Source organism: Gracilimonas sp. (genome assembly GCF_017641085.1).
Classification (GTDB): domain Bacteria; phylum Bacteroidota; class Rhodothermia; order Balneolales; family Balneolaceae; genus Gracilimonas.
In genome coordinates this window covers 690,869-714,476 of the sequence record NZ_JAEPPI010000001.1, presented here as the reverse complement: position 1 = coordinate 714,476, position 23,608 = coordinate 690,869, and the positions used below count along the sequence as shown (strand labels likewise).

25 protein-coding genes are annotated in these 23,608 nt (G+C 46.0%); 6 read left to right on the top strand and 19 right to left on the bottom strand.

The features are described from left to right. Position 1: 1 nt before the first annotated feature. The 5 genes from flhA to JJ941_RS02945 are packed head-to-tail and all read left to right on the top strand — an operon-like array spanning position 2 to position 5,493. On the top strand, positions 2-2,152 hold the full coding sequence (gene flhA, locus JJ941_RS02965) for a flagellar biosynthesis protein FlhA (protein ID WP_290962180.1): 2,151 nt from the start codon (positions 2-4) through the stop codon (positions 2,150-2,152). Next, positions 2,149-3,672 carry a hypothetical protein gene (locus JJ941_RS02960; RefSeq protein WP_290962178.1) on the top strand — a complete coding sequence of 508 codons (1,524 nt, stop codon included), beginning with the start codon at positions 2,149-2,151 and terminating at the stop codon, positions 3,670-3,672. Before flhA ends, JJ941_RS02960 begins: the two co-directional genes overlap by 4 nt. Positions 3,673-3,676: 4 nt before the next feature. Continuing rightward, the gene (locus JJ941_RS02955; RefSeq protein WP_290962176.1) at positions 3,677-4,474 is read left to right on the top strand and encodes a P-loop NTPase; all 798 of its coding nucleotides are present in this window, start codon (positions 3,677-3,679) and stop codon (positions 4,472-4,474) included. Positions 4,475-4,489: 15 nt separating this feature from the next. After that, complete coding sequence (locus JJ941_RS02950) at positions 4,490-4,720, top strand: hypothetical protein (RefSeq protein WP_290962174.1); 231 nt, start codon at positions 4,490-4,492, stop codon at positions 4,718-4,720. A 2-nt stretch (positions 4,721-4,722) separates the two neighbouring features. Further along, the gene (locus JJ941_RS02945; RefSeq protein ID WP_290962172.1) at positions 4,723-5,493 is read left to right on the top strand and encodes a FliA/WhiG family RNA polymerase sigma factor; all 771 of its coding nucleotides are present in this window, start codon (positions 4,723-4,725) and stop codon (positions 5,491-5,493) included. Positions 5,494-5,773: 280 nt separating this feature from the next. Here JJ941_RS02945 and JJ941_RS02940 read toward each other — a convergent pair whose 3' ends face one another. Then, on the bottom strand, positions 5,774-6,109 hold the full coding sequence (locus tag JJ941_RS02940) for a GIY-YIG nuclease family protein (RefSeq protein WP_290962170.1): 336 nt from the start codon (positions 6,107-6,109) through the stop codon (positions 5,774-5,776). A gap of 244 nt (positions 6,110-6,353) precedes the next feature. Between JJ941_RS02940 and JJ941_RS02935 the strand changes: the two genes are divergently transcribed. Then, on the top strand, positions 6,354-6,611 hold the full coding sequence (locus JJ941_RS02935) for a hypothetical protein (RefSeq protein WP_290962169.1): 258 nt from the start codon (positions 6,354-6,356) through the stop codon (positions 6,609-6,611). 257 nt (positions 6,612-6,868) lie between these two features. Here the strand turns inward: JJ941_RS02935 and fliR are convergent, their stop codons facing one another. The 18 genes from fliR to fliF form a co-directional block, all read right to left on the bottom strand. Continuing rightward, a complete protein-coding gene (gene fliR, locus JJ941_RS02930) occupies positions 6,869-7,657 on the bottom strand; it encodes a flagellar biosynthetic protein FliR (RefSeq protein ID WP_290962167.1) in 789 nt (262 codons plus the stop codon). 46 nt (positions 7,658-7,703) lie between these two features. Beyond that, entirely contained in the window at positions 7,704-7,973 is a 270-nt protein-coding gene (locus JJ941_RS02925) for a flagellar biosynthetic protein FliQ (RefSeq protein WP_290962165.1), read from the bottom strand. 6 nt (positions 7,974-7,979) lie between these two features. Then, complete coding sequence (gene fliP, locus JJ941_RS02920) at positions 7,980-8,804, bottom strand: flagellar type III secretion system pore protein FliP (protein WP_290962162.1); 825 nt, start codon at positions 8,802-8,804, stop codon at positions 7,980-7,982. 1 nt (position 8,805) lies between these two features. Further along, entirely contained in the window at positions 8,806-9,387 is a 582-nt protein-coding gene (locus JJ941_RS02915) for a flagellar biosynthetic protein FliO (RefSeq protein WP_290962160.1), read from the bottom strand. Beyond that, on the bottom strand, positions 9,387-10,325 hold the full coding sequence (fliN, locus tag JJ941_RS02910) for a flagellar motor switch protein FliN (protein WP_290962158.1): 939 nt from the start codon (positions 10,323-10,325) through the stop codon (positions 9,387-9,389). Before fliN ends, JJ941_RS02915 begins: the two co-directional genes overlap by 1 nt. A gap of 2 nt (positions 10,326-10,327) precedes the next feature. Continuing rightward, on the bottom strand, positions 10,328-11,263 hold the full coding sequence (locus JJ941_RS02905) for a FliM/FliN family flagellar motor switch protein (RefSeq protein WP_290962157.1): 936 nt from the start codon (positions 11,261-11,263) through the stop codon (positions 10,328-10,330). 25 nt (positions 11,264-11,288) lie between these two features. Further along, complete coding sequence (locus JJ941_RS02900) at positions 11,289-11,792, bottom strand: flagellar basal body-associated FliL family protein (RefSeq protein WP_290962155.1); 504 nt, start codon at positions 11,790-11,792, stop codon at positions 11,289-11,291. An 11-nt stretch (positions 11,793-11,803) separates the two neighbouring features. Then, positions 11,804-12,559, bottom strand: coding sequence for a flagellar motor protein MotB (locus JJ941_RS02895; RefSeq protein ID WP_290962153.1), 756 nt, complete (start codon positions 12,557-12,559; stop codon positions 11,804-11,806). Further along, positions 12,523-13,401, bottom strand: a complete 879-nt coding sequence (locus tag JJ941_RS02890) for a MotA/TolQ/ExbB proton channel family protein (protein WP_290962151.1) — start codon at positions 13,399-13,401, stop codon at positions 12,523-12,525. Before JJ941_RS02890 ends, JJ941_RS02895 begins: the two co-directional genes overlap by 37 nt. A 225-nt stretch (positions 13,402-13,626) precedes the next feature. After that, positions 13,627-15,249, bottom strand: coding sequence for a flagellar hook protein FlgE (locus JJ941_RS02885; RefSeq protein WP_290962149.1), 1,623 nt, complete (start codon positions 15,247-15,249; stop codon positions 13,627-13,629). A 91-nt stretch (positions 15,250-15,340) separates the two neighbouring features. After that, complete coding sequence (locus JJ941_RS02880) at positions 15,341-16,021, bottom strand: flagellar hook capping FlgD N-terminal domain-containing protein (protein ID WP_255134764.1); 681 nt, start codon at positions 16,019-16,021, stop codon at positions 15,341-15,343. A 12-nt stretch (positions 16,022-16,033) separates the two neighbouring features. Continuing rightward, positions 16,034-17,872: a hypothetical protein gene (locus tag JJ941_RS02875; protein ID WP_290962147.1), complete on the bottom strand. Its 1,839-nt coding sequence runs from the start codon at positions 17,870-17,872 to the stop codon at positions 16,034-16,036. Continuing rightward, a complete protein-coding gene (locus JJ941_RS02870; protein ID WP_290962145.1) occupies positions 17,869-18,447 on the bottom strand; it encodes a hypothetical protein in 579 nt (192 codons plus the stop codon). The genes JJ941_RS02875 and JJ941_RS02870 overlap by 4 nt, the downstream gene beginning before the upstream one ends. A 3-nt stretch (positions 18,448-18,450) precedes the next feature. Further along, a complete protein-coding gene (fliJ, locus tag JJ941_RS02865; RefSeq protein ID WP_290962143.1) occupies positions 18,451-18,879 on the bottom strand; it encodes a flagellar export protein FliJ in 429 nt (142 codons plus the stop codon). A gap of 18 nt (positions 18,880-18,897) precedes the next feature. Continuing rightward, positions 18,898-20,163: a FliI/YscN family ATPase gene (locus tag JJ941_RS02860; RefSeq protein WP_366069238.1), complete on the bottom strand. Its 1,266-nt coding sequence runs from the start codon at positions 20,161-20,163 to the stop codon at positions 18,898-18,900. A gap of 59 nt (positions 20,164-20,222) precedes the next feature. Next, a complete protein-coding gene (locus JJ941_RS02855; RefSeq protein WP_290962139.1) occupies positions 20,223-20,909 on the bottom strand; it encodes a FliH/SctL family protein in 687 nt (228 codons plus the stop codon). Between the two features lie 5 nt (positions 20,910-20,914). After that, positions 20,915-21,958, bottom strand: coding sequence for a flagellar motor switch protein FliG (gene fliG, locus JJ941_RS02850; protein WP_290962131.1), 1,044 nt, complete (start codon positions 21,956-21,958; stop codon positions 20,915-20,917). Positions 21,959-21,967: 9 nt separating this feature from the next. Then, positions 21,968-23,608 carry a flagellar basal-body MS-ring/collar protein FliF gene (gene fliF / locus JJ941_RS02845; RefSeq protein ID WP_290962129.1) on the bottom strand — a complete coding sequence of 547 codons (1,641 nt, stop codon included), beginning with the start codon at positions 23,606-23,608 and terminating at the stop codon, positions 21,968-21,970.

The window sequence follows — 23,608 nt, the reverse complement described above, 5'->3', positions numbered from 1 at the left end:
CATGGCCTTTGGCGGAATCACAACCGAAAAGTTAAAAGGAACATTTTTCCAGACGGATGTCTTAATTTCCTCCAGTATCATCATGATCCTGTTGATTATGATTATACCGTTCCCCACACAGTTGATGGATTTCTTCCTGGCGTTGAACATCTCCCTTTCCCTCATCGTGATGCTGGTGGCCTTCTATGCTTTGAAGCCTTTACAGTTTGCCGTTTTCCCCGGTATGCTTTTGATTCTCACCCTCTTCCGGCTTTCGCTGAACGTGGGTACAACCCGGCTCATTTTAAGTGAAGGCTATGCCGGTTCCATCATTGAATCGTTTGGGGGATTTATTGTACAGGGCAACTTTGTAATCGGGATTATCATTTTCGCGGTTTTGATAATTATCAACTTTGTGGTTATTACCAAAGGTGCTACCCGTATTGCTGAAGTTGCCGCCCGATTTACCCTGGATGCCATGCCCGGTAAACAGATGTCGATTGATGCCGACCTCGCCGCAGGATTACTCACCGACGAAGAAGCCAAAAAGAAACGAGAGGAAATTGCCCGCGAAGCTGATTTCTACGGAGCCATGGATGGTGCCAGTAAGTTTGTTCGCGGTGACGTAATCGCCGGACTTCTCATTACCTTTATAAATATTATAGGCGGTCTCATCATCGGAACCGTACAGCTTGGGATGCCGATTGGAGCTGCAGCTGCTAAATATACGCTGATGACTATCGGTGACGGTCTGGTTTCTCAAATTCCCGGGCTGTTGATCTCGACGGCTGCAGGTATCATGGTTTCGCGTGCTGCTTCGGAGGGTAACCTGGGTAACGAACTTAAGTTTCAGCTGTTGGGGAATCCCAAGACCGTCATCATCGGTGCTGTATTTGTATTTTTTATGGGGATGTTGCCCGGACTTCCCGTCATCCCCTTCTGGAGTATTGCCGGTTTCTTCCTGTTTATGGGAGTGAAGAACTTTCAGCGTGAAGAAGATGAAAGGCTTGAAGAAGAAGCGGCAGAAACAAAAGAACTGTCCGGCAAAGCCGAAGATCCGGTTGAGAATTACTTACTGATGGATACCCTGGAGCTCGAAATTGGCTACAGCCTTATTCCCATGGTAGAAGCCAACCAAGGAGGTGACTTACTGGATCGAATGACTTCACTCCGAAAACAACTTGCTTCCGAGCTCGGTATCATCATCCCTTCAATTCGAATACGGGATAATGTTCAGCTTGACGCCAACCACTATACCATAAAGATGAGAGGAATTATGCAGGGCGATGGTGAAATCCTCCCCGGCTATCACCTCACTTTGCTTCCGGCTGATTTTAAACCGGATATCCAGGGCATTGAAACCAAAGACCCGACCTTTGGTATGGATGCCATTTGGGTGAGCGGAAAGAATAAGTCTCAAGCGGAAAAATATGGGCTTTCCGTGATTGAATCCGGAGCTGTGATTACTACTCACCTGATGGAAGTGCTCAAGAAAAATGCCCATAAGCTGGTTGACCGTCAAATGGTGAAGAAGCTTATTGATAACATCAAAGAACAGCACTCGGCCCTGGTGGAAGAACTTATTCCCGATGGTATGAAGGTGGGAGAAATACAGAAAGTATTAAAGCGACTGCTTCGCGAACGGGTACCGGTGAAAGACCTGGTTACCATTTTGGAGACCCTGGCCGATTATTGCCATCAAACCAACAACACCGATGTACTCACCGAGTACTGCCGTGCTGCTTTATCGGAGACCATCACCCGGCAGTATGCAAACAACGAGAACGAAGTAACGGTGGTAATGATGGACTCTAACCTTGAATCGCACCTGATTGCTCAGGCACAGCAGGGTACGTTAAACAGCAACACACTTGGGCTAACCCCTGAAACGGTTGAGAAATTGTACAAGAATTCCTCAGCTACTTTTGACAGTATGATCCGTCAGGGATTTGAGCCGATTTTACTAACCTCGCCGGTTCTTCGCTTTACCCTTTTTGAGTTTTTGGCACCAATTTTGCCAGATATAAATGTGCTGTCGTACAATGACATCAGTCAAGACGTACAGTTTAAAACATTCGGCCGACTGAAGATTGAAGACCCTGTAAAGATGAATCAACCGGCGGCTAACACAGAACAACCAGCGCAACAACCTGAAGAACACGTACTGGCATGATATTGAAGAATATTTTTGGGAAAACAATAGAGGCGGCTAAGAAAAGTGCCCAGCAGATGTATGGGGATGATTTCCTGGTCATTGAGTCCTTTGAAGGTGATGGAGCCGATGGTAAAGCCCGTATCACGATCTTTTCTGATGGCAAGAAGGAAGGCCAAACCAACGGCCGCCAAAATGGGCATACCCGTACTGCAGCACCTAAGCAGTCTAAACCTGAGCCTGAACAAGGCGTCATGTTTGAGCGATCCGGTGAAGCGCCGGTTCCACCTAAAAACGGGCACAGTAATGCCCAATCCCGTAAAGATACATTGGGTTCTCTGCGTAAGTTTGCCGAGCAACAGATGGGTGCCGAACTGAACGGCTATCAAAATGGAACGACAACTTTAGAGGAAGCAAATGAACCTGAGCCGGAAAAAAATTCCGATATGTTGTACAGTCGTTCCTTCATTCGCCCTGTAAAACCGACTCCTGAAAAGAAAAAAGAAAATAAAGTTGAAGAGCCGGTTTCACCGTCTGAAAACCCAAAAGAAGAACAGAAAGAGGCCCCTTCAGGAAAAGCCAAAAGCAACGGCTTCATTACCCATTTCAAACCATCGAAGCCACAGGCTAACAAAGCCCCTGAAGTTCGGGAAGTGGTATCAACGCGGCATAATGAGCGCGAGATAAAAGCCCTGCACAAACGATTTGACAAACTGGAAGCTTTGCTCGACTCAGCCCTTATTTCGGCTAACCTCGACTACGCCTCCCACCCTGCTTTCCAGCAGTTGGTGCATACCGGAATAAACACCAGCGTAATTGCGGGTTGGTTCAGTGACATTATTAAAGAAGGCATCGACCCTTATGACCAAGGCGAGCTTTTTATGTCGAAGCTGGCGGAAATCATCCGTAAAGCATTGGGTAAGCCATCTGAAGAGGAAGCTCAGAAATTCATGCTCTTTGCCGGACCATCCGGAGCAGGGAAAACACAGCTGATTATGAAGCTGACTCAACACCCTGACTTCATGATCGACAAGAAATTAGCCGTAGTTTCAGTCTATCCGCAGGCAGAAAATGCAGCACCATATTATACCATTCTGGAACCATTCTGTGCTCAGCATGAAATTCCTTATTTCGAAGTACAGAGCGGACTGGATGTCTCAAAGATTGTTGAAGACTTAGCCGAATTTGACCATGTGTTTATCGACACACCTTCTTTAAGCATCGAACAGGATAACTCGTTCCGTGAGTTTTGGAAAATCAAACAACTGCTCTCTCCTCTTGCTCCTTTAGAGGTGCATTATGTGGTGAATGCAGCTTTGAACCGGTTTTACTTCCAGAATTCGTCAGCTACTCACCATCCCCTTCAGCCCGATTACGTGGCAATCACTCATCTTGATGAAGTGGCCCAATGGGGACCGGTTATTCCATTCCTTCAAAAAATGGGATGCAGCGCCCGGTACATCAGCACCGGCAACAAGTTGAATAACTTGAATGAGTTTAACCCACAATGGTTTGCTCAAAAGGTATTACAGGAAAATTAGAATTATGAAACAGCCAATTGAATTAGAACAACCATTTGTATTCACTGTGATCAGTGGAAAAGGCGGCGTAGGTAAAAGCATGGCCAGCGTTAACACAGCGACTATGCTGAGCAAGCTGGGATACAAAGTTGCCTTGCTGGATGCTGATTTGGGCCTGGCAAATTGCGCCACCCTGTTAAACGAACCCGTGAGTGCAACGGTGAGCAGCTGGATGGAAGGCAAATGCGGAATTGAAGACTTGCCTTGCGTTACCTCCGGAATAACACTGGTAACGGGAGCAAATGCCCCCGGCGAGAACAAGTTTAAGCCCGATCTTTTTATGGATGCCCTCGATCAGGTGACTGCCTTTCTTAAGCAAAACCATGATTTTATCATTATTGATACCCCTGCTGGTGCCGGTGAAATGTCTTTGTGGGCGCTGGATATCTCACAGATTGGGGTTTTGGTTCTGGTTGATGAACCCACCGCTATTTCCGATGTGTACCGCTTATGCAAGTACGTATTCAATATCGACCCCGGGTATAAATTCGCAAGCATCGTGAATTATGCTGAAAGCGAAGACACCGCCCAAAGCACCTATCAGCGGTTCAATACCATCCTGAATTATTTTCTAAACAAGCAGACTCAATACTTTGGGTTTATTCCGGCAAGCGAGCAAATCCGGGAATCGGTTCAAAAACAAAAACCGCTGCTGGACATGGGCGCCGATACAGACATACTCACGGAATTCGAGTTTATTGCAGAAAACGTGCTTGCTTATGCAAATAACGAAGAAAAAACACTTTTAAAGACCGTAAACTAACGGAAGGAGAAAACCATGCTAATACGATTAATTACTGTAATTTCACTGATTCTTTTTATGCTTCTGATGATATCCGGAGTGAACATTGAAGTTGCCCTATACCGCAGTATGCTCACATTCATGATCCTGTTCGCCGTGGTTTATATCTCCATTTTTCTGCTGAATGTGCTTCGTGAAGACCAGAATTCAGATGGCGTGTCTATGCCAAACGGCGGGAGTACTTCTAATGCTAACGGAGAAGGGTAATCATGGGAAATAAGTCACTACAAGAACTGGTTGAAATTTATTGCAAGAACCCTGTGGACGGGATTCGAAATTCTATCATCAGTAAATCCACTCCACTTATTCGCAGCATTATTGGCAAGATCAATCGACCTGATCAGCCATTGGCACACCGTGAAGATCTGGAAAGTGCAGGAATCATCGGGCTGCTCCAGGCTTTGGATTCTTACGATTGCGAACGAAATATTCAGTTTAACACCTTCGCTTATTACCGAATCCGTGGCAGTATTGTTGATTACCTGAGAAGTATCGATCAGCTGCCAAGAAAACAGCGCAAAAACTACGGACAGGTGCAGGAAGTTATCCAGCGAATGAGCCAGGTACTTGGCCGCGAGCCTTCTGATGAAGAAATCGCCAATGAGCTGGAAATGGAAATGGATGATTACTACAAACTTCTTTCCAATGTACAGCAGCGAAATGTACTCTCATTAGATACTCCTGCTTATGATGAAAACTCCGGTTCCTTCTATGACTTCCATGAGGATCCAAATTCAGAAACACCGGATACCAATTTGGAGAAGAAAGAGCGCACCGAAGCTCTGCAGAAGAAAATCGGACAGCTAAAGGAAAGAGACCGTCTGATTTTGATGCTCTATTATTATGAAGATATGACAATGAGTGAAATCGCCTTGCTGCTGGAACTTACCGAAGCCCGTATTTCTCAAATCGTGGGTAAGTTGCTCATTCAACTCAAGGGCGACCTCGGACAAGAGCAAATGGCGTACGCAGCCAGTTGATGAGTATTAGCTATAGCTCTGCAGTCATTCAGAGCGGAGCGATGAACCTTAGCCACGAAATGCTTACCAAGCTTGCACTGGCTCAGATCCTTCGCGGTTAATACCCAGCCCTATTCTACTTACTTGCGCTCAGGATGACCCCTAGTTGGACTTTTTTCAACAACCTCCCAAATGTCATTCAGAGCGGAGCGATGAACCTTAGCCATGAAACGATTGCCAAGCTTGATCTGGAGCAGATCCTTCGCAGATAACACACAGCCCTAATTTTACTTTTTTTTGCTCAGGATGACTTTCTATCTGGTAGCGTATGTTTCGGAGGCCATTCTCCTAACACTACTTTATTAAGGCAATTCCATCCCGGATTTTCCTCATTGATTAAAGCTTCCTTCCATTTTCTGCTCCTCCCCTTAATTCTTTTCTCTGCCTCAATAGCTTCTCTCATTGTTGGAAATGCCTCATACCAAATCAGACAATAGCAGTGGTATTTACCGGCAAAGGTGTTACTCTCTCCTCTGTTTAGATAATGTTCAATGATTCGTTTGCGAACATCATAGGTGACCCCGGTATAAAGTGTTGTTTTCTTAGGGTTAGTAACGATATAGGTATAGTGCCCCATGGTTGATTATAATAAATTCTCCCCAAAAGTCATTCAGAGCGGAGCGATGAACCTTAGCCACGAAATACTTACCAAGCTTTTTCTGGCTCAGATCCTTCGCGATAAACATCCGGCCCCATTCTTCCCTCTTTAGCTCAGGATGACTCTACTTCGTCGTTCAATTTAGGCTCCGACAATTCTAATTTAATATCTAATCATTTCTGTCCGATAAAGGATTAACGAACAACCTTTTCGTTACCATAACATGTCACTCGTACCAAAAATAACACGCTTTACAAAACTGCCGGAGCTCCTGAAACACAAGCAGGAAGCCGAAGAAAAGCAGAAGAAAGGCCGGCAAGACCGAAAGGATAAAGAACGCCCTCCTTTTGTTATGGAAGACGAAGTAGCCATTCATTCCCAGGACCTGTCTGAGTTCAAAGTACAAACTCATAAAAAAGAGCCCCAAAAACCGAAAACTAAAGACGAAACCATCGGCGGACACATCGACCTACAGGCATAATTTTTACCTGTAGAATTCCTGTTACTAAGTTCAGGTCAAAAATTCATAACAGCCCATATCTATTCCGGTACACCAGCGAAGCCATTCATAGTTTCGTGATAAGGATTGAATGGTGAATGTCATGATTAGTTTTATCAAAGCAATCCTACAATCCAATAAATCAAGGTTCAAAAACAAAGGAACCTTGATTGGCTTGATTTCGGGATTACCGTGATTTTCATTTAAAGCTCTCGTAATCGGGACGATGTACCTTTGCCTTAAAATTCCAGCGGAGAAATGACACCCATCACTTCCACCAGGAAGTCGTACAGGTGCTGGAACATTAAATCGAAGGCGGCTGGCAGGTACGGGATGGCGAGCATCAGCAGGGCGATCCCTACACCGAACTTAATGGGAAGGGCGATAAACATCATGTTGGCCTGAGGCATGATCCGGGCAAAAATAGCCAGCGATACATCCAACAGAAACAGCACAATGATAAACGGAGAGGCAATCTGAACCCCGATCGTAAAAAGGTAGGTCGCTATCTCAAGCATATACGGACCGGCCAAGTGAATTTGGGCTTCATTAACGGGTATAACCTCAAAGCTTTTTGCCAGCGCACTGATATAGACCTTGTCTCCGTCAATCGAAAGAAAAACCAACACAGCTATCATACTAAAAAGGTTACTGAGTACAGCACTTTGTTGCTGGGTTGAACTGTCGATCATATTGGCAAAGCTGAGTCCGGTATTTAAACTTATAAGCATCCCTGCCATTTCCAATCCTGCAAACACAAGCTGGCCTACCAGCCCAAGAGCCATTCCCACTAATACTTCGAGAATAATGGCCTGGAAAATAAATAGCGTGCCGTCACTGGCAGAAACGAATGCCCCATCGGCCGGGATGGCAAAGAAAAGCAGAATGGTAGTCGCCATTGCAAAAAACAGCTTAATCTGCTTGGGAAAAGCCGCCGAACTGAAAAAAGGTCCGGTCATGATAAGCGCAGCTACCCGGGTAAAAACAAGGAACACCGATAAAATCATATCTACAGTAAGCGATTCCATTTACCTACCTCCGGGTTGCTGTTTCGGTGAGCACGAAAGCCTGCGGTTATTGGGTAATCTGCGGTATGAAGTCGAACACACGCTGGGTGAAATCAACCGCAAACTGCAACATGAAGCCAAAAGCGAAAAACAGTACTACTACTACCACTACCATCTTAGGGATATAACTCAGGGTCATTTCCTGAATAGAGGTAGCCGCCTGGAAAATGGCGACAGCTAAACCTACGGCAAGCGCTCCAACCATAGCCGGAGAACATAAAACAACTACGGCTGTGAGCATTTCCTGTAACCAAAAAAGTGCTGTATCTATATTCATTCTTCTCTAATTAAAACTTTCAACCAGCGACTGTACCAGCAGGTACCAGCCATCGGTAAGTACAAAAACAAGGATTTTAAAAGGCAGCGAAACCATCACCGGCGGAAGGAACATAATACCCATTGCCAGCAAGATAGAAGCTACCACAAGGTCTATGACCATAAAGGGCAGGTAAATCATAAAGCCAATCTGGAAGGCTACCCTAAGCTCGCTTAGCACATAGGCCGGTACGGCTACATAAAGTGGCAGGGTTTCAATATCATCCACGCTTTGAATTTCCGCCATGTCCATAAAATACAGCAGGTCCTGATCTGATGTCTGCCGAACCATAAACTCCTTGAGCGGAACCGCAGCTGCCCCCAGTGCTTCCATTTGCGTCATTTCTTCGTTGATATACGGCTGAATGGCTTCCTCGTTCATCCGGTCAAATGTGGGCTTCATAATGAAAATAGTGAGGAATAATGCCAGCCCTACCAACACCTGGTTGGGCGGAGATTGCTGTGTACCCAACCCCATCCGCAAAAAGAAAAACACCACGATAATCCTGGTAAAGCTGGTCATCATGGTGATGAAAGCCGATCCGAATGAAAGTACTGTGATTAAAATCAGTGCCTGAATCGGCAAGGTAAAATCTTCGTCCTGGGCCGTTGCGCCGGTGTTTCCAATCGATAGATCGATTTGCGGAATGGCTTGAATAAACATAGGGCTTGTTACCGAAGCCAGGTTAAGCGGCGCTGCCTCAGAAGACGACGGCATGGCAACAAACAGGGCGGCCATTACCATAAAAACCTTCGCAAACAACGAACTTTTAAGTTTCAACTTCGACATCATCTTAGTTCTTGAACATTTTATAGAGTGATTTAAAATCAGCGGAACCGTTTTTGATCTCTGCTATTTCTTCCAAGCCTTCGTTTTCATTCCACTCTGATTTAGGGATGCGATGCAGTAAATTCAGCGATCCTGCGGTCATTCCCATCACCCACACCTCATTATTAATTTCTACAAACTTCAGCTGTGCTCCTTGCCCCAGAATATGTTCTCCCAAGTCCCGCCCATCTTGTTTTTGCTGGGTTGAACCGGACTTTTTTCTTGCCCAAAACCAAACCAGTCCCAGCATCCCCATCATAACCAGGAAGGTGGTAAATGCATTTTGAAAAACGGTGTCTTCCCCGGCATTTTCCGGCTCTGCAGCTGATACTTCAACTTCAGCGGTTTTCTGCCCCAGGCTTGTTTTCAAACCCTGGGTGCGCTCTATTGCTTCGGGATTGGATGCAGCCGTTTCAGTGGCTGAGAACTCCATTCGTGATACCAGAAACATCCAGATAACCAACAGGGCCACTGCAAACGCAAGCACGATTTTGAGTACGTTCTGTGGCTTCTTTTTTGACTGTGAAAGGATTTTGGTGAAGTCCATTACGAGAGCTTGGCTAATCGTTGGCGGGTAGTAATCAGGTTTGAGATCCGAACCCCAAAGTGTTCGTCTACAACTACAACTTCGCCGTGGGCAATACGCTGCCCGTTTACGAGGATATCAACTGGCTCACCGGCCAGCTTCTCTAATTCTATTACAGAACCTTTTGCAAGCTGAAGTACTTTACCAAGCGGTAATTCGATGCGGCCAAGTTCCACCGACACATCCATTTCCACATCTTTGAGCAGCTCCATGCTGTTTCCGTCACCGTTTTTAATGGCCGGTGTGGTTTGCTCAAAATCTTCGAACTCAATATAGCGGCCGGATATCACCTCTTCCTGAGCCCCGGCTTTTTCGAGTTCTTCGGAACCGGATGGGGTAAACTCATTTTCTGTCGGTTCTTCCTGAACTTCCTCTTCAGGTTCTTCTTCTACTTCAACCTGCGCTTCCGGATTCCCGAATACTGCGGCTGCTTTAATTTTGTCGTCAGCCAGGCCTTCCACTTCCATCATACCAAAGAAATATTCGGTATGTCCTAATTTGTCTTCCAGCTGCTTAAGCGCTAATACTTCCAGCTCGCGAAGATCAAATTCCTGCCCGTCTTCTTTCAATTTCTTGGACAGCGTTGTGGAAAGTTCGGACGAAAACTTCATCAGTAAGTCTTTAGTCACTTCATTGAAGGAGCTTTCATCCACACCCAACATGATACTGGAAAGAATGGCAAACCAGTCTTTATCCAGAATACAGATAAGGTCGGTCTCGGTGTTTTCATCTCTTGTAAGAATGAAAATATCTTCCTTAACCATTTTCTTCAGAAAATCTTCTGTTGAAATGGCTTCAAAAGAGGTAATCTCAATATTCGTTTCCTCCAGCAGTACAGAAGTTAAATACTTCTCTATTTCGGGAAGGTTGTTTTGCAGTTGTTCTTGATAGTAATTCATAGTTATACCAGTTCCTGTTCGTTAATTTCTTCGAGGAGTTCAAAAATTTTGACCGCTCTGTGTCCCTGTATAACTCCGGGATATGCGGTCATTTTCTTTACGCCATTCACGCGTATTTCCAGCGGCTTGTCCGATTTTTGCCGCAGCGGGATGGTATCGCCTTCTTTTAGATTCATGATTTCATCCAGGGTGAGCCGGGTAGTTCCCAGCAGCGACTGAATGCGGATATTGGCTTTCTCCAGGGTTCGCTTATAGGACTCCATTTCTTCTTCCGAAAGCCGTTCTTTGCGAGAGTTCACCCCCTTTTTCATGATCGTATCGTTCATCGCCTTTTTGAGCAGGCTGTAGGAATAGGAAATGCCGATCTGAATTTTTTGCCCGCCGAGATCTACTTCAAACTTCACCACAATGTTAGGGTCCACTGCAGCCAGGTTCAGATTCTCTGGCTTGCTCTCGTACTTTATTCCATCCACCTTAAAATCCATGTACGGCTCCCAGGCCAGCACCACTTCATTGCTGATGCTCCCCATGATTCGCGACATGATTTTTTCTTCGATTACCGTAAGGATCCTGCGCTCGCTCAGCTGCTTTTCAGCCCCTCCGCTTTGCCGTTCAATCAGGTGAATGCAAAATTCAGGAGGAAGCACTACTACCACTTCACCGCCCAACTCGTTAACCTCGAGCAGATAAATCGTACTCGGGCTTTTAATTTCGTGAGCAAATTCTGATGAGGAAAGCTGATCTACCTTTTGCAGATATACATCTACTTTATAGCGAAGTGAAGAGCTGAGAATACGGCTGAGGTTTCGGGAAAATACTTCATGAATAGCCTGCAGCGTCCTCATGATTTCCTTACTAAACAGCTTAGGATGTTTGAAATCGTAGGATTCTACATATTTAACATTTCCCAATGTACGCCTGGGCAGCTTCGATTCCATAAGAGTTTCCGTTCTTGGTTTACGATCATTGCATTACATATTTAGTGAAATACAAATTGCGTACCGAACGTACTCCGATAGAGGAATTAATTAATCCTGAAAGTTCTCTCCTTAATTCTTCGCGCCCCGCTACCCGGGTAAGTTGGTCAACATTACGTGACGAAAGCGCGTCAATAATTTCTTGCTTCAGCTTCATCATATTCTCGTCGAGAAGCGAAACATGGTCTTTATCGTCCAATTCAAGGCTTATTTCCACCATCAGGTATCTTTTCCCATAGGTATTGGCAGGATTCACCACCATCTCTTCCATTTGATAGGTGCCGTAATCGGACGGACTTTTCTCACTCATTTTAGCAAAAACGGTTGGATAATATTTATCCACAATGGCGTACGCCAGAAATCCCTGCCCCACCAGAATGAGAACAAGCAGGAAATATTTTCCGAGCTTAAGAAAATTTGGCCCGCCTTTACGCTTCTTGGCTTTTATATCCTTTTTGTCCTTTTGGTCGTTTTTATTTTCTGTAGCCATGATGGTAACTGTTAATTTGTTGATGGATTGTAAACCGGAATAGGCTCATCAAATGGCAGCACGGCCTCAAGAGCTCCTCTGGCAATCAGGTCTTTCAGGTAAATTTCAACGCGCCGGTTTTTTCTTCTTCCATCCGTTGTTTCATTTTCCGATACGGGGCGGTATTCGCCAAAACTGCTTGCCTTGAAATACTGTGGGTTAATATCCGCCTGAGCCTGAAGATATTGAACCACTGAAACCGACCGGGCTGCTCCCAAATGCCAGTTTGATTGGAACAACATGTTACTGATAGGCACATTATCGGTATGCCCCTGTACCTCAATATCAATTTCACGCTCTCCCAGAACTTCAGCAACCTGCTCCAATACGATCTTAGCCTCCGGCAATAATTCGGAAGAACCACTTTCAAATGTCAGCGAATCACTCAGGGTGATTTTAACTCCGTCCTGCAGTAGCTGAATATCCACTTCGGAGGCTACATCCTGCTCATGCAAAAAATCGGCAAAGGCTTCCCATCGCTCCATTTGCTCTTCCATCATTTGCTCGAGCTGCTCGGGTTCTATTTTATTCTCAATACTTTCTACGGCCGCCTGAGATTCCGGCAGGAAGCCCGCATTCTTCTGGAAGTATTGTATAAAACTGTTAAACGATGTTTTCTCAACACCGGAAGTCATGGTATATAGCAACACAAAGAACGTGAGAATCAACGTCACAAGGTCACTATAGGTCACTAACCAGCCTTGAGAATCTCCTTCAGATTTTCCCATTCTTTATCCTGTTGTTCGATCCAAAGTTTGTAAAACTTCTCGTCTCGTTGTTTGATGATCTTTAATTCTTCATGGTGTTTCACATACTCGGCCCGGCTGTGCGGATCAATATGGATCAGCATTTTCTTTTCCATGATGCGGGGATTTTCACCGGCAACGATAGACAAAATGCCCACCCGGAACATCCGCTTTCGGTTCAAATCAATTTCACTCAAATACTCTAATTTAGCTGCCAACGGACCCACGATCATATTGGCGAACATACTTCCATATAGTGTAGTCAAAAGGGCCACTGCCATACCGGCCCCAAGCGCTTCCGGATCCGAAATATTCTGAAGCATCAATACCAGCCCTACAATGGTCCCAATCATTCCGAAGGCTGGTCCGTAGGTAGCCAGTGAATTCATAACACCGGCTGCAAGTTCTAAATCCCGCTCTGCTCCTTTAATTTCATCGGCAAGAATGCTATCCAGGCTTTCCTCTTTGAAACCGTCAACCGCCAGCTGAAGACCGTTCTTCAGATAGTCATCTTTTAAGTGTTTGATGTCGTTATCCAGAATCAACAATCCACCGGTTCTAACACGCCGGGCAAACATACTGAGCAGCTCCATGTCGGTTCGGAGGTCGATAGAGGTCACTTTCATTAATCCCATGAAAGTTTTAAAACTCGTTTTGATGTCATCAATGCTGAAGCTGATCATGGTTGAAGCCATCGCCCCACCAACCACAATAAAAAGAGAAGACAAACTCAAGAATATGAGAATACTGCCTTCCATCATGATGGAACCGATGATCAGGGTGAACCCAATAACTAAACCTATGATTGTTGAACGATCTAACATATTTCCTTTATCGGTATATGGGTAAAAATCTTAAGAGGATATCCCCCTGTTTTTCTAAAAGTGTACAGGAACTCATCTGTAATGCGATATAGGATTGGTATCGGCATTTTTTAAAAGTTCATAAGCAAAAAAAGCTCCACCCCCATAATTGATCTACAGACCAATTTCTGTGAGCAGAGCTTTAACCTTAACTATGAAAAATTAGCTACGTTATCGTTTGGCTAATTACCTTTTCAGATTTACTGCTTCTGTCAACATTTCGTCAGAAGTTGTGATTACCCGAGCGTTTGACTGATAGGCTCGCTGTGAGGTAATCATATTTGTGAATTCTTTAGCCAGGTCAACATTTGATCCTTCCAAAGAACCGGAGTTAATAGCTGTTCCGGCAAAGCTATCGGCTGTGTTTACAAACATTTCGCCGGCAGCTGAGGTAGCACGGAACAATCCGCTTCCTACCATTTCAAGTCCATTCTGGTTTTGAACCTGCGCAAGAGCAAGCTGCGCCAAAACGGTGCTGTTTCCGTTGTCATAAATTCCCTGAACCTGTCCGGCTCCATCAATGGCAACATCAATCAGCTGACCCTGAGTGTAACCGTCCTGGCTAATCACCTTAGCAGAATTGGATCCTGCATATTGTGTGAACCGGGTTCCTGTTTGGGAATCACCGAGGTTTACGGAGAAGCTGGATGTGCTCGCTCCTCTACCCGGGTCAAAAGTCATGTTCAGCATATCATCGGAAGAAAGCTGGCCGAGTTCATCAAACGTAACGGTTCCGGAAGCTCCGCTTGTGATGGTTTCGCCATCAAGGAAACGGGCGTCGTATTGCCATTCGTTGGTTCCAACCTGTGTGAACTCAAGCATCAGTGAGTGAGCCTGACCAAGATCATCATACACCGTGGTACTCATGGTTTGTGTGTTGGTTTGGCCTTCCTGAATGGTTTGCAGTCCCGGGAAGTTGATGTCTCCCGCTCCGGTTACCGATACATTAGAAATATCGAGCTCACTGTCGCCCATGGTAGCAGAGCGCAGGTTCATCATTCCGTCAATCAGCGAAAGCTGGCCTTCAGCCGATGTTAATCCGCTGTTGAAGCTGTTAATCATATCTCCAACTGTGTCACCGGCAGAATAGGTATGAGAGATAGTTGCAGTCGTTCCGTCGTTTAATGTAACGTCGAACGAAATTACATCACCGGCAGATAGATCCGTCAGTGTTTGGCTGAGATCGTTTATAGGAGTTGATGCTGTTGCATTGTCCCCGGTTGCGGTGGTAAATCCACTTTGAGCTTGCAGTACTTTGCTAACGCTGGTTCCTGCATTCAGGTTACCGGCAAGCGTTACGTTATCTGTTTTCTTTGGAGGAAGTACGTTTTCAAAATCGATACGAACATCTTCAGCAGTACCGCCGCCTAAAATGTTTCCGGCACTGTCAGCGATGTATCCCTGAACCGAACGTCCGGCCTGATCAACCAGCATACCATCTTTGTTAAACACAAAGTTACCGGCTCGGGTCATCAGGTTTTCACCTCCGTCTGATACCATAAAGTATCCTTCGCCTTCTATGGCTAAATCGGTGGATCGGCCTGTGCTTTGCATCGCGCCCTGGCTAAAATCGCGACTGATGGAAGATACACGCACTCCCAACCCAACCTGGTTGCTCAGCTGTGGGGAGGAATCTCCGCCTCCGCCTGCACGGCCTAAACGCTCACTCATCATCTCAGCAAAAGTAACCGATGATGATTTGTAGCCCGCCGTTTCTACGTTTGCGATGTTATTACCTATAACATCCATTTTGGTTTGAAATGCTCTCAAACCGCTAACACCTGAATTTAAAGATTTGACTAATGACATAAGTTATCTCCTGTCTTTTTGAAAATTGCAGCCTTTAGTACTGCCGGGCGATGCTACGCGATGCCCTTTTTGTTTTTTTGATTAATTACGTTTAGAAAATTCCAGTACCTACTTCTTCAACATCACCAATAGGTATCTCTACATCATTCACCGAGAGGAATACCCCTTCCGATGTATAACGTACTCTGTCGGCTATACCCTCAATAAATACCAGCGAGCCTACCGGATTATCCCCGTTCGCTGCCTTCACTTCAATGGTATAATCTCCTTCTCCCATGCGGTCACCGGCATTATTCAGCCCGTCCCATGTCCAGTCGTGGTCGCCCGATGACAACCCGTTCATTGTTTCGCGGCGTATTTCTGATCCACTCGCATCGCGGATGATAATCTCAACCGAATCGGCTGAGTTATTTAGTTCAAACTGAATATCGGAATTGCCTTCAGCTCCAAGGTGAACCTCATTGCTCAATGCCTTCACCTGTTTTCCTGTAAGTGATGCTGCCATGGAGTTGGTTAAGCTGGCGCTCATCATATCCTGGCTGCCTTGCAGGGTTTTCAGACCGTTATTCACGCTGATCAGCTGCTCCACTGAGTTAAACTGAGCAAGCTGGGAGGCAAATTCGGCTCCATCCATTGGGTTGATGGGATCCTGATTACGCATTTGAGCCACCAACAGGTGTAAGAATTCCTGTTGCCCGAGCTGACTTTTCTTAGTCTGCCCTTGTTGAGCAAATGCTCCTGAGGCTTGTGAAGTTATACTATTTACATCCATGGTTCGGTTCCTTTAAGCGGTCCATTCCATTTGGTTGTAGCCAAATCGACGGACGGTTTGTTGTAAGTTCTGTTCGGTTTTCCGGGCTGATGCCTGTTCATTTCCCACACCTGATTTTATCATCGGTGCTTTTTGCCTGGAGGAAGACGAGTTCCCAAAGAAGCCTGCCATCTCCTGCCCCTGTTCACCGCCATCAAACTGAAGGTTTACATCCAGTTGACATTCCTGCTCCAGGTGCTGTTTAATTTCCTGTTCGTACTGCTGCATCAGGCGACTTAATTCCACACTTGTGGTTGCCAGCTTCACCTGCAACACGCCATCTACCTGTCGGGTAGAAAGCTGAATGCTGTTTCCATCTTCCAGTTCAAAACTGTGCTTTTGCCAGGTTTCCGGGCTAGCTTTACCGGCTGAAATCGTTTTCTGAACGGCCTGGGTAAGCGATGGCATTACGGTTCTGCGAACCAGCATATTTGATACGGGCATTTCTCCCATTCTGGCAAACAAAGCGCTGGAAGTATCCTTCTGCTCGGTCATCTCAACCGATTCTTTTAGATATTCTTTCAGCATCAGCTCCTGCTCGGTTGTCATGGTAGAATTTTGACCGGCACTCATCTGGTTCTGAACAGCCTGAACCGGAACATCAAGTTGCGACAAAAAGGAAACCGGAGCTTTTGTGTCTCTGCCCTGTGTAATAACGTCAAGCCGCTCGGAGGTCAGTTCCTGCCGGCCCGAAAAAGCATAGTTTTCACGAAATCTCTTTTCTCTTACTTCTTCAGCCTTTTGGCTTTGCATGCCCTGATTTAATTCAGGGGCACTTGTGGCGGTTTGCCCGGTAGCTGCCCGCATAGCCTGTTTTGTTACCTCCGCCTCTGCTTCAGGCTGCGTTTCATTGGTCTCAGAGCTTTCCTCAACCTGCTGTTTTTGGATGGTTGAAGATACCTGCTCAACTACTTTTTGATTCTTTTGCAGTGGATTAGCTCCTTCATTCACCAAAGGTGAGGCAGAAGCCGGGTTCTGCAGATTGTTAGCTGAAGAAGTTTTTGTTGAATCTCCTTCAGCCTGCTGAAGTTCAATTTCTGATTCAGACACCATTTCTTTTACCGAAACAGTGGTTTTCGTGGCATTTTCACCTTCAGTAATTTCAGAAACTTCAGAGCCACTCTTAACCGAAGACTCCATTTGAGATGCTCCCGGTTCAACAGCCTTAGCTTCCCCGGCCCCTGATACCTGTTCAGCAGCCGGTTTTACTACCCGATCGGTATTCTTTGCTTCAGAAGATTCCGTGGTGCTTGTTACTTCAGCCTCCCCTTCGGAATTCATTGATGTACTTACAGCTTCGGCCGGTTTTGAACTTGTTGATATGTCTGATTCCTTTTCAGTTTCAACAGCTGGCTCGGCCGTTTCTATGTTCTTTGCAGTTGCCTCAGTTTCAGGCTCAGCAGTAGAAGATATCTTTTCGCCGGCACCGTTTAACACCGTATCCCCTTTCACAACCTGAGGACTGTTTTCAGATTCAGCCGATTTCGACTCAGAGATCTTAACTTCACTTTCTGCTCCGGTTACTTCCTGCGCTTCTTCATTTTTTTCTTGCTCTTGTATCACTGCTTTTTCTTCAGCTTCAGCAGTGGGTGCTTCATTGGCAAGAGCTGCTTCTTCCGGCTGAGCTTCCTCCTGTTCTGAAGAAGTGCTGCCAGATTCTGTTTGTTGGCCAAGACCCTGTACGGTTTTCAGTATAGAGCCGAATAGTCCCGGTGAAGCCTGATCGCTGTTGGTACCGTTCGTTTTGGTGATATTTGTTGCCAGCCCGGCTTCTTTACTACTTCCGGCCGATGATAATAACTGCTTTATCATAACATAATCTCCGTCATAAGTTTGGCTGCTTTATCAGAATTAAGCGACCGCAGAATCTTCTCCCGCTGAATGGTCCCTCCTCCATTGTACAGCCTCACCAATTGCTCGTTGGTCATTTTCTCAAGAATAGGCCCCAGGTCGTCCTCTTCCAGGTTCAATAAACTTTTAATTCGTTGCGCAAACTCTTCTTTGCTGAGCTCCTGAATATCTTCAGCATCGGTTTCTTCCGGCTGATTTGCTTTTAGCACTTCGATCTCAGCAATCAAAGAATCGACTCTTTTATGCAAAAGGGTATTTTCTTCCAGTGCCAGCTGAAGCTCATCGGTAACCAAGGTGTCAACGGCTACAGAATCCATTACCATGGTTGCATCAGAAAGAACGGCAACCACCGAATCTTCCTGAGCAGGCAAGCCCAGTGCTTCAAATTCAGCATCCAGCTTTTCTTCCTGCGCCTGCACCAATTCCTGATACTCCTCTTTATTGATATAGGGGTACAGGAAGTACATGGCTACAATCATCACCAACAGTGGCACAGTTATCAAACCCGCAATTTTAAGTATTACTGCTTTGTTCATCGCTTATCGGCTAAATGATTGAGTTGCAATTTCGTCCATAAATTTCTGTTCATCTTTGGCCATACGTTCCGAGAAAAGCCCCTTCTCAAATTCTTTCACTTTCTCCAGGATGTGAAGGTTCTTATAGGCCGTGGCCAGCTTCTCTCTCTCTTTGGAAACCTCAACTTCAGCTTTGTCCAGATCCCGGCTCAGCTTATCCATTTTCTGATGCACCTGTTGCAGGTGAGCCGATCGTCTTCGGATCATATGAATATTCTCCGCTGAGTTATCTTCTGAGTTTTGAAGAAAGGTTTTCAATTTCCCCTGTACATCATCGCGTACATCGCTGATCTTCTGCTTTTTGGAAACCTGCTCAGCCAGCTTTTGCTTCTGAAGCTTTTCCTGGTGTTTCCGAACTTTGAGAACCGGTGCAAGAGAGAATTTGAATTTCATGTCTGTTGCTCGTGATTTTTATTCAATAATTTTCTTTAGCGTATCCCAGAGATCATCGCTGAAATCTGTTTCGTTTAAGTCTTGTATCAAAAATGATTCCAAACCCGGATGTTTTTTTATGGATTCATCAATTTTTGGGTTTGAACCTTTCACATAAGCACCAATATTGATCAGGTCTTCGGCCTCTCGGTAGGTAGCCAACAGCTCCCGTGCTTTCATCGCAATTTGTCGTTGTTCGGGTGTTACAATCTTGGTCATAACCCGCGAAATACTTTCGAGGATATCAATGGCCGGATAATGATTTTTATGCGCTAAACGTCGGGAAAGCACGATATGGCCGTCTAAAATGGAACGTACAGCATCAGCAATGGGCTCGTTCATATCGTCATTATCAACCAATACGGTGTACAATCCGGTGATGCTTCCCTTGTGTGTTTTACCCGGTCGTTCGAGCAATTTCGGGAGTATGGTGAACACACTTGGAGTGTATCCTTTGGTGGTTGGGGGCTCCCCTGAAGCCAGTCCAATTTCTCGTTGTGCCATGGCAACCCGGGTCACAGAATCCATCATCAAGAGGACATTTTTTCCTTGGTCGCGGAAATATTCCGCAATAGCCGTTGCCGTGAATGCTCCTTTTACCCGACTCATGGCCGCGCTATCTGAGGTTGCCGCCACCACAACCGACCGCGCCAGCCCTTCTTCGCCCAGGGTATCTTGGATAAATTCCTGAACCTCACGGCCACGCTCACCAATCAGAGCAATCACATTGATATCGGCCGAGGAATGCTTGGCTATCATCCCCATTAAAACGGATTTACCCACACCGGAGCCGGCAAAAAGTCCGATTCGCTGCCCGGTTCCCACCGTATTTAAAGCATCCAATGCCCGGATGCCTGTAAACATAATGTCGTTGATGGGGGCACGGTCAAGCGGAGCGGGTGGGTCGTTATGTACCGGCATTTGCCCGGTTACACGAATTTGTCCTTTCCCGTCTATGGGCTCGGCGTTGGTATCCACTACACGGCCCAGCATCTCAAAACCAACCGGCACGTTCAGCGATTGCCCCATACTTTCCACTTTGCAGCCGGCTTTCATACCTACTACGCGGTCGTAAGGCATAAGCAGAGTTTTCCCTTCCTTCAACCCCACTACTTCGGCGGGCACAATGGTATCCATAACGGTATGGATGCCATACACTTCCCCAACCGAGGCTTCCAGTCCGGTACATTCAATGATAGTACCGATGATGGAAGATACTTTACCAAACCTCTTTACCTGGTTCAGCTCACCGCTGATTTTTCCACGAATGGTATCGAAGTGCTTTTGTAAGGAGGGCATGTCAGCTATTTCCATGATGGCAGGGCCAATGTCTTTTTAAATTCATCGAGCATTTCCCTGAAATTGTGAACCACTGTTTCTTCCTGGGTTTCCAGCCGGAACTCGCCGGGATTGCATTCTTCTGAGACCTGCATGTTCAGTACCATGCTTTTGGAAAAATCGTCTTTCAGTGCCTGCACAAATTCCAGGTCATCTTCGCAAACCCAAAGAATGGGCTTCGACTGCTCGTTAATCTTTTGCAGCAGCGGAGCTAATTTTTCCTCAAGGGATTCTCTTATTGAGGGATTTTCAACCGGGATACCGAGAATAGATTCACTAATCTCGAAAACCATATCCAACAAGCCTGGCTCCAATATCTGTTGGCGGCTTTTCCACTCCTCATGAGCTTGCTCCAAAGCCTCCCTGACCACTGAAAGCTTTTCATCGATCTCAGCCCGGGCCGCTTCTATGCCTTCAGCCTGGCCTGCATCAAATCCTTCAGCGTAAGCTTCATTGCGAACCTGTTCAAGCTTTCTTTTCCAACGGGCATCTCTTTCATCAAGTAGCTCATTAATATCTGTCGTTTCTTCCGTGTATTCATCTTCTTCGTTTTTAACCTCACTTTCGTTGAAAATCATCTGGTAATTCAGGCGCTTGCTGCCCTCATTAAACCAGCTTATTTGATTATTTTGTAAGACCTTCTGAGTTCTCATTCTGCTTACTCAACTATCTCTTCTTCATCCATCTTACGGGTAGAAATCTGGCCGTCTTCTTCCAGTTCTTTTATCTTCTTGATGATACGCTGTTGCGCTTCTTTCACATCTTTCAAGGCAACCGGACCAAGGGCATCCATATCTTCACGTAACATATCGGCCGCACGGTTCGACATGTTTTTGAGGAATTTATTTGCCAGGGCTTCATCCACCCCTTTAAGTCCCATAACCATATCGGCTTTTTCCATCTCGTTGATGATAAGCTGAACGGTACGGTCGTCGAAGTGCAGAATATCCTCGAACAAGAACATTTGCTCCTTGATGTCGCTGGCCATTTGCTCGTCTCTTTCTCCGATAGTCTCCAGCACATGGCGCTCAACGGTAATATCAGAACCGTTAAGAATTTGGGCCACAATGTTGGTTCCGCTTTTCACGCGGTCTCCAAGGGTATCCATACCGCCCATATGTTCTTTGATCACTTCCTCAATTTCTTCGATTACCTCACTGGAAATTTTATCCATACTGGCCAGGCGGTACACAATATCTGCCTGCAGTTCTTTGTCGAGATACCCAAGTATTTCGGCCGACTTCTCAACATTCAGCTGAGAAAAAATCAGCGCTGCCACCTGCGGATGTTCATTCTGAATAAAGGAGGCAATTTGTGTGATTTTAGTCTGCTGAAATTCATCAAAAACCGTACTGCCCGACTGTGCTTTAAGTCGCTTCAGCATTTTTTCGGAGTTAGCGCTGTCTCCCAATTGAGCAAGCAGATCTTCGGCGGCATCTACACCACCATTCAGCATGTATTGCTTCACTTCCATCAGGGCATAATACTCCTGTAGAACGGCATCCACGACTTCCGCTTTTACATCTTTGATCTTTGCAATCTCGAGAGTGATTTTCTCGATTTCGGTTTCACTCAGTGATTTCATCATGGTTGCTGCGGTGCGAGTACCAATACTCATGATAAACACAGCTGCCTTTTGAGGACCGCTTAAGTCCGAAATATCATTAAAAACACCGGGTTTACTTTTTGTAGTAGTTGCCATTTTTCTCTGTTAATTTTCTTCTGATGCTATCATTGCTCTCATAACCTGAGCGGCTTCAGCCGGTTTCAATTCAACAAAATTCACAATTTCGTCTTTGTTGTATTTCTTCTCCGGAAGCTGCTTAGCTTGTTCTTCACCCTCTGTGCCCGGGTTGCCTTCAGCCCCTTCAAGCTGATTTGCCGCAGAACTTTCTCCCGGAAGTGAACCTTGCTTTTCACCACCCTCAAGCTGATCGCCTGCTTCAAAATTACTCATCGTTCTGAGTTCATCTATTCCGGATTTCTTCTTCAGGCTGTTAATCAGCAGAATCACGACCACGAAGGTGATCCCGATGAGAGACCATCGTAAAATGTTATTGGTGAAGGTAGGCTGGCCGGTAAAAAAGTCGCCGCTGTCAATCGGATGCTTATCAAAGAACTCAACCTGTTTTACCGTGAGCTGATCTCCTCGGCTGTCCTGAATACCCAGGGCTACCTTCACAACTTCCTTAAATTCTTCCACTTCCTGCTCAGAGTATGGCTCACTTACCAGCGTTTGCTCTCCCTCTTCGCCTTCTTCAAACCGCTGTTTGTAGTTCAGCAGCACCGAAGCCGACACCATCTTTAACTCACCCTGAGTTTTCTCAAAAACTTCCCGGGTTCGGTTTACCTCGTAATTTCTGGTTTGAACCGTTGACCCGTTGTTATTGCTGGCAACCACCACCGAACCGGTCTGGTTGTTGTTTGTCACATTCCCGGCAACCGGCTCCATGACCTCATCGTTATTGGTTTGTTCCCTTTTCTCTTCTGAAATAACGGTTCGGCTGTCGGGGTCAATTAAATCAGACTCCCGCACAACTCGGTCAAAATCATGTTCAACCGAAACCCGGAGAATACTGTTGCCGGCTCCCAGAACCCGATCCAGCATCGACTGTCCCCGTTCAGTCAGGTAAGCTTCCGTTTTTTGGCGAAGCTGCATTTGGGATGATCCGAAAGCGAGTTCTGATTCATAATCAATTTCATCGGTCAGCCTGTTTCCGGCCTGATCGAGTACAGTTACGTTGGCCGATTCCAGTCCTTCCACACTACCGGCAATCAGAGAGGTTATCCCTTCAATTTGTTCTTTTTTGAGAGCTTGTCCCTTTTTCAGGTTCAGGATTACCGATGCCGAGGCCTCCACGGAGACATCTTCAAAAGGAGAACGCTCGGGCAGCACCAAATGGATGCGGGAAAACTCAACCTGCTCCAGGCTGTTGATAGACCGGGCCAACTCCCCTTCAAGAGCCCGCTTTTTATTTACCTGTTGCATAAAGTCGGTCATACCAAGCGCATTGGTATCAAAAAGCTCGTAGCCTTTTACGTCCGAGAAACTACCGCCCATCGGGGCCAGCTCCAGCCGCAGTTCGTGAACCTTATCGCTGGCTACATAAATAGCGCGGCCGCTTTCCTGCAGCTCGTAGTTGATTCCCCGATTATTCAGTTCGGTTACAATTTCCTGGGCTACCTCAGGCTGAAGAGATCCAAACAGGAGCACGTTCTCCTCCTGTTGCGACCAGTAAAACACGCCCCCGATGATGGTGAGCACCACCAGCATCAGCACCACAAACATGGCACGCTGGGCATTACTCAGCGGACCAAAAAACTCCTGAAAACTTTCTACATACTTATTCAT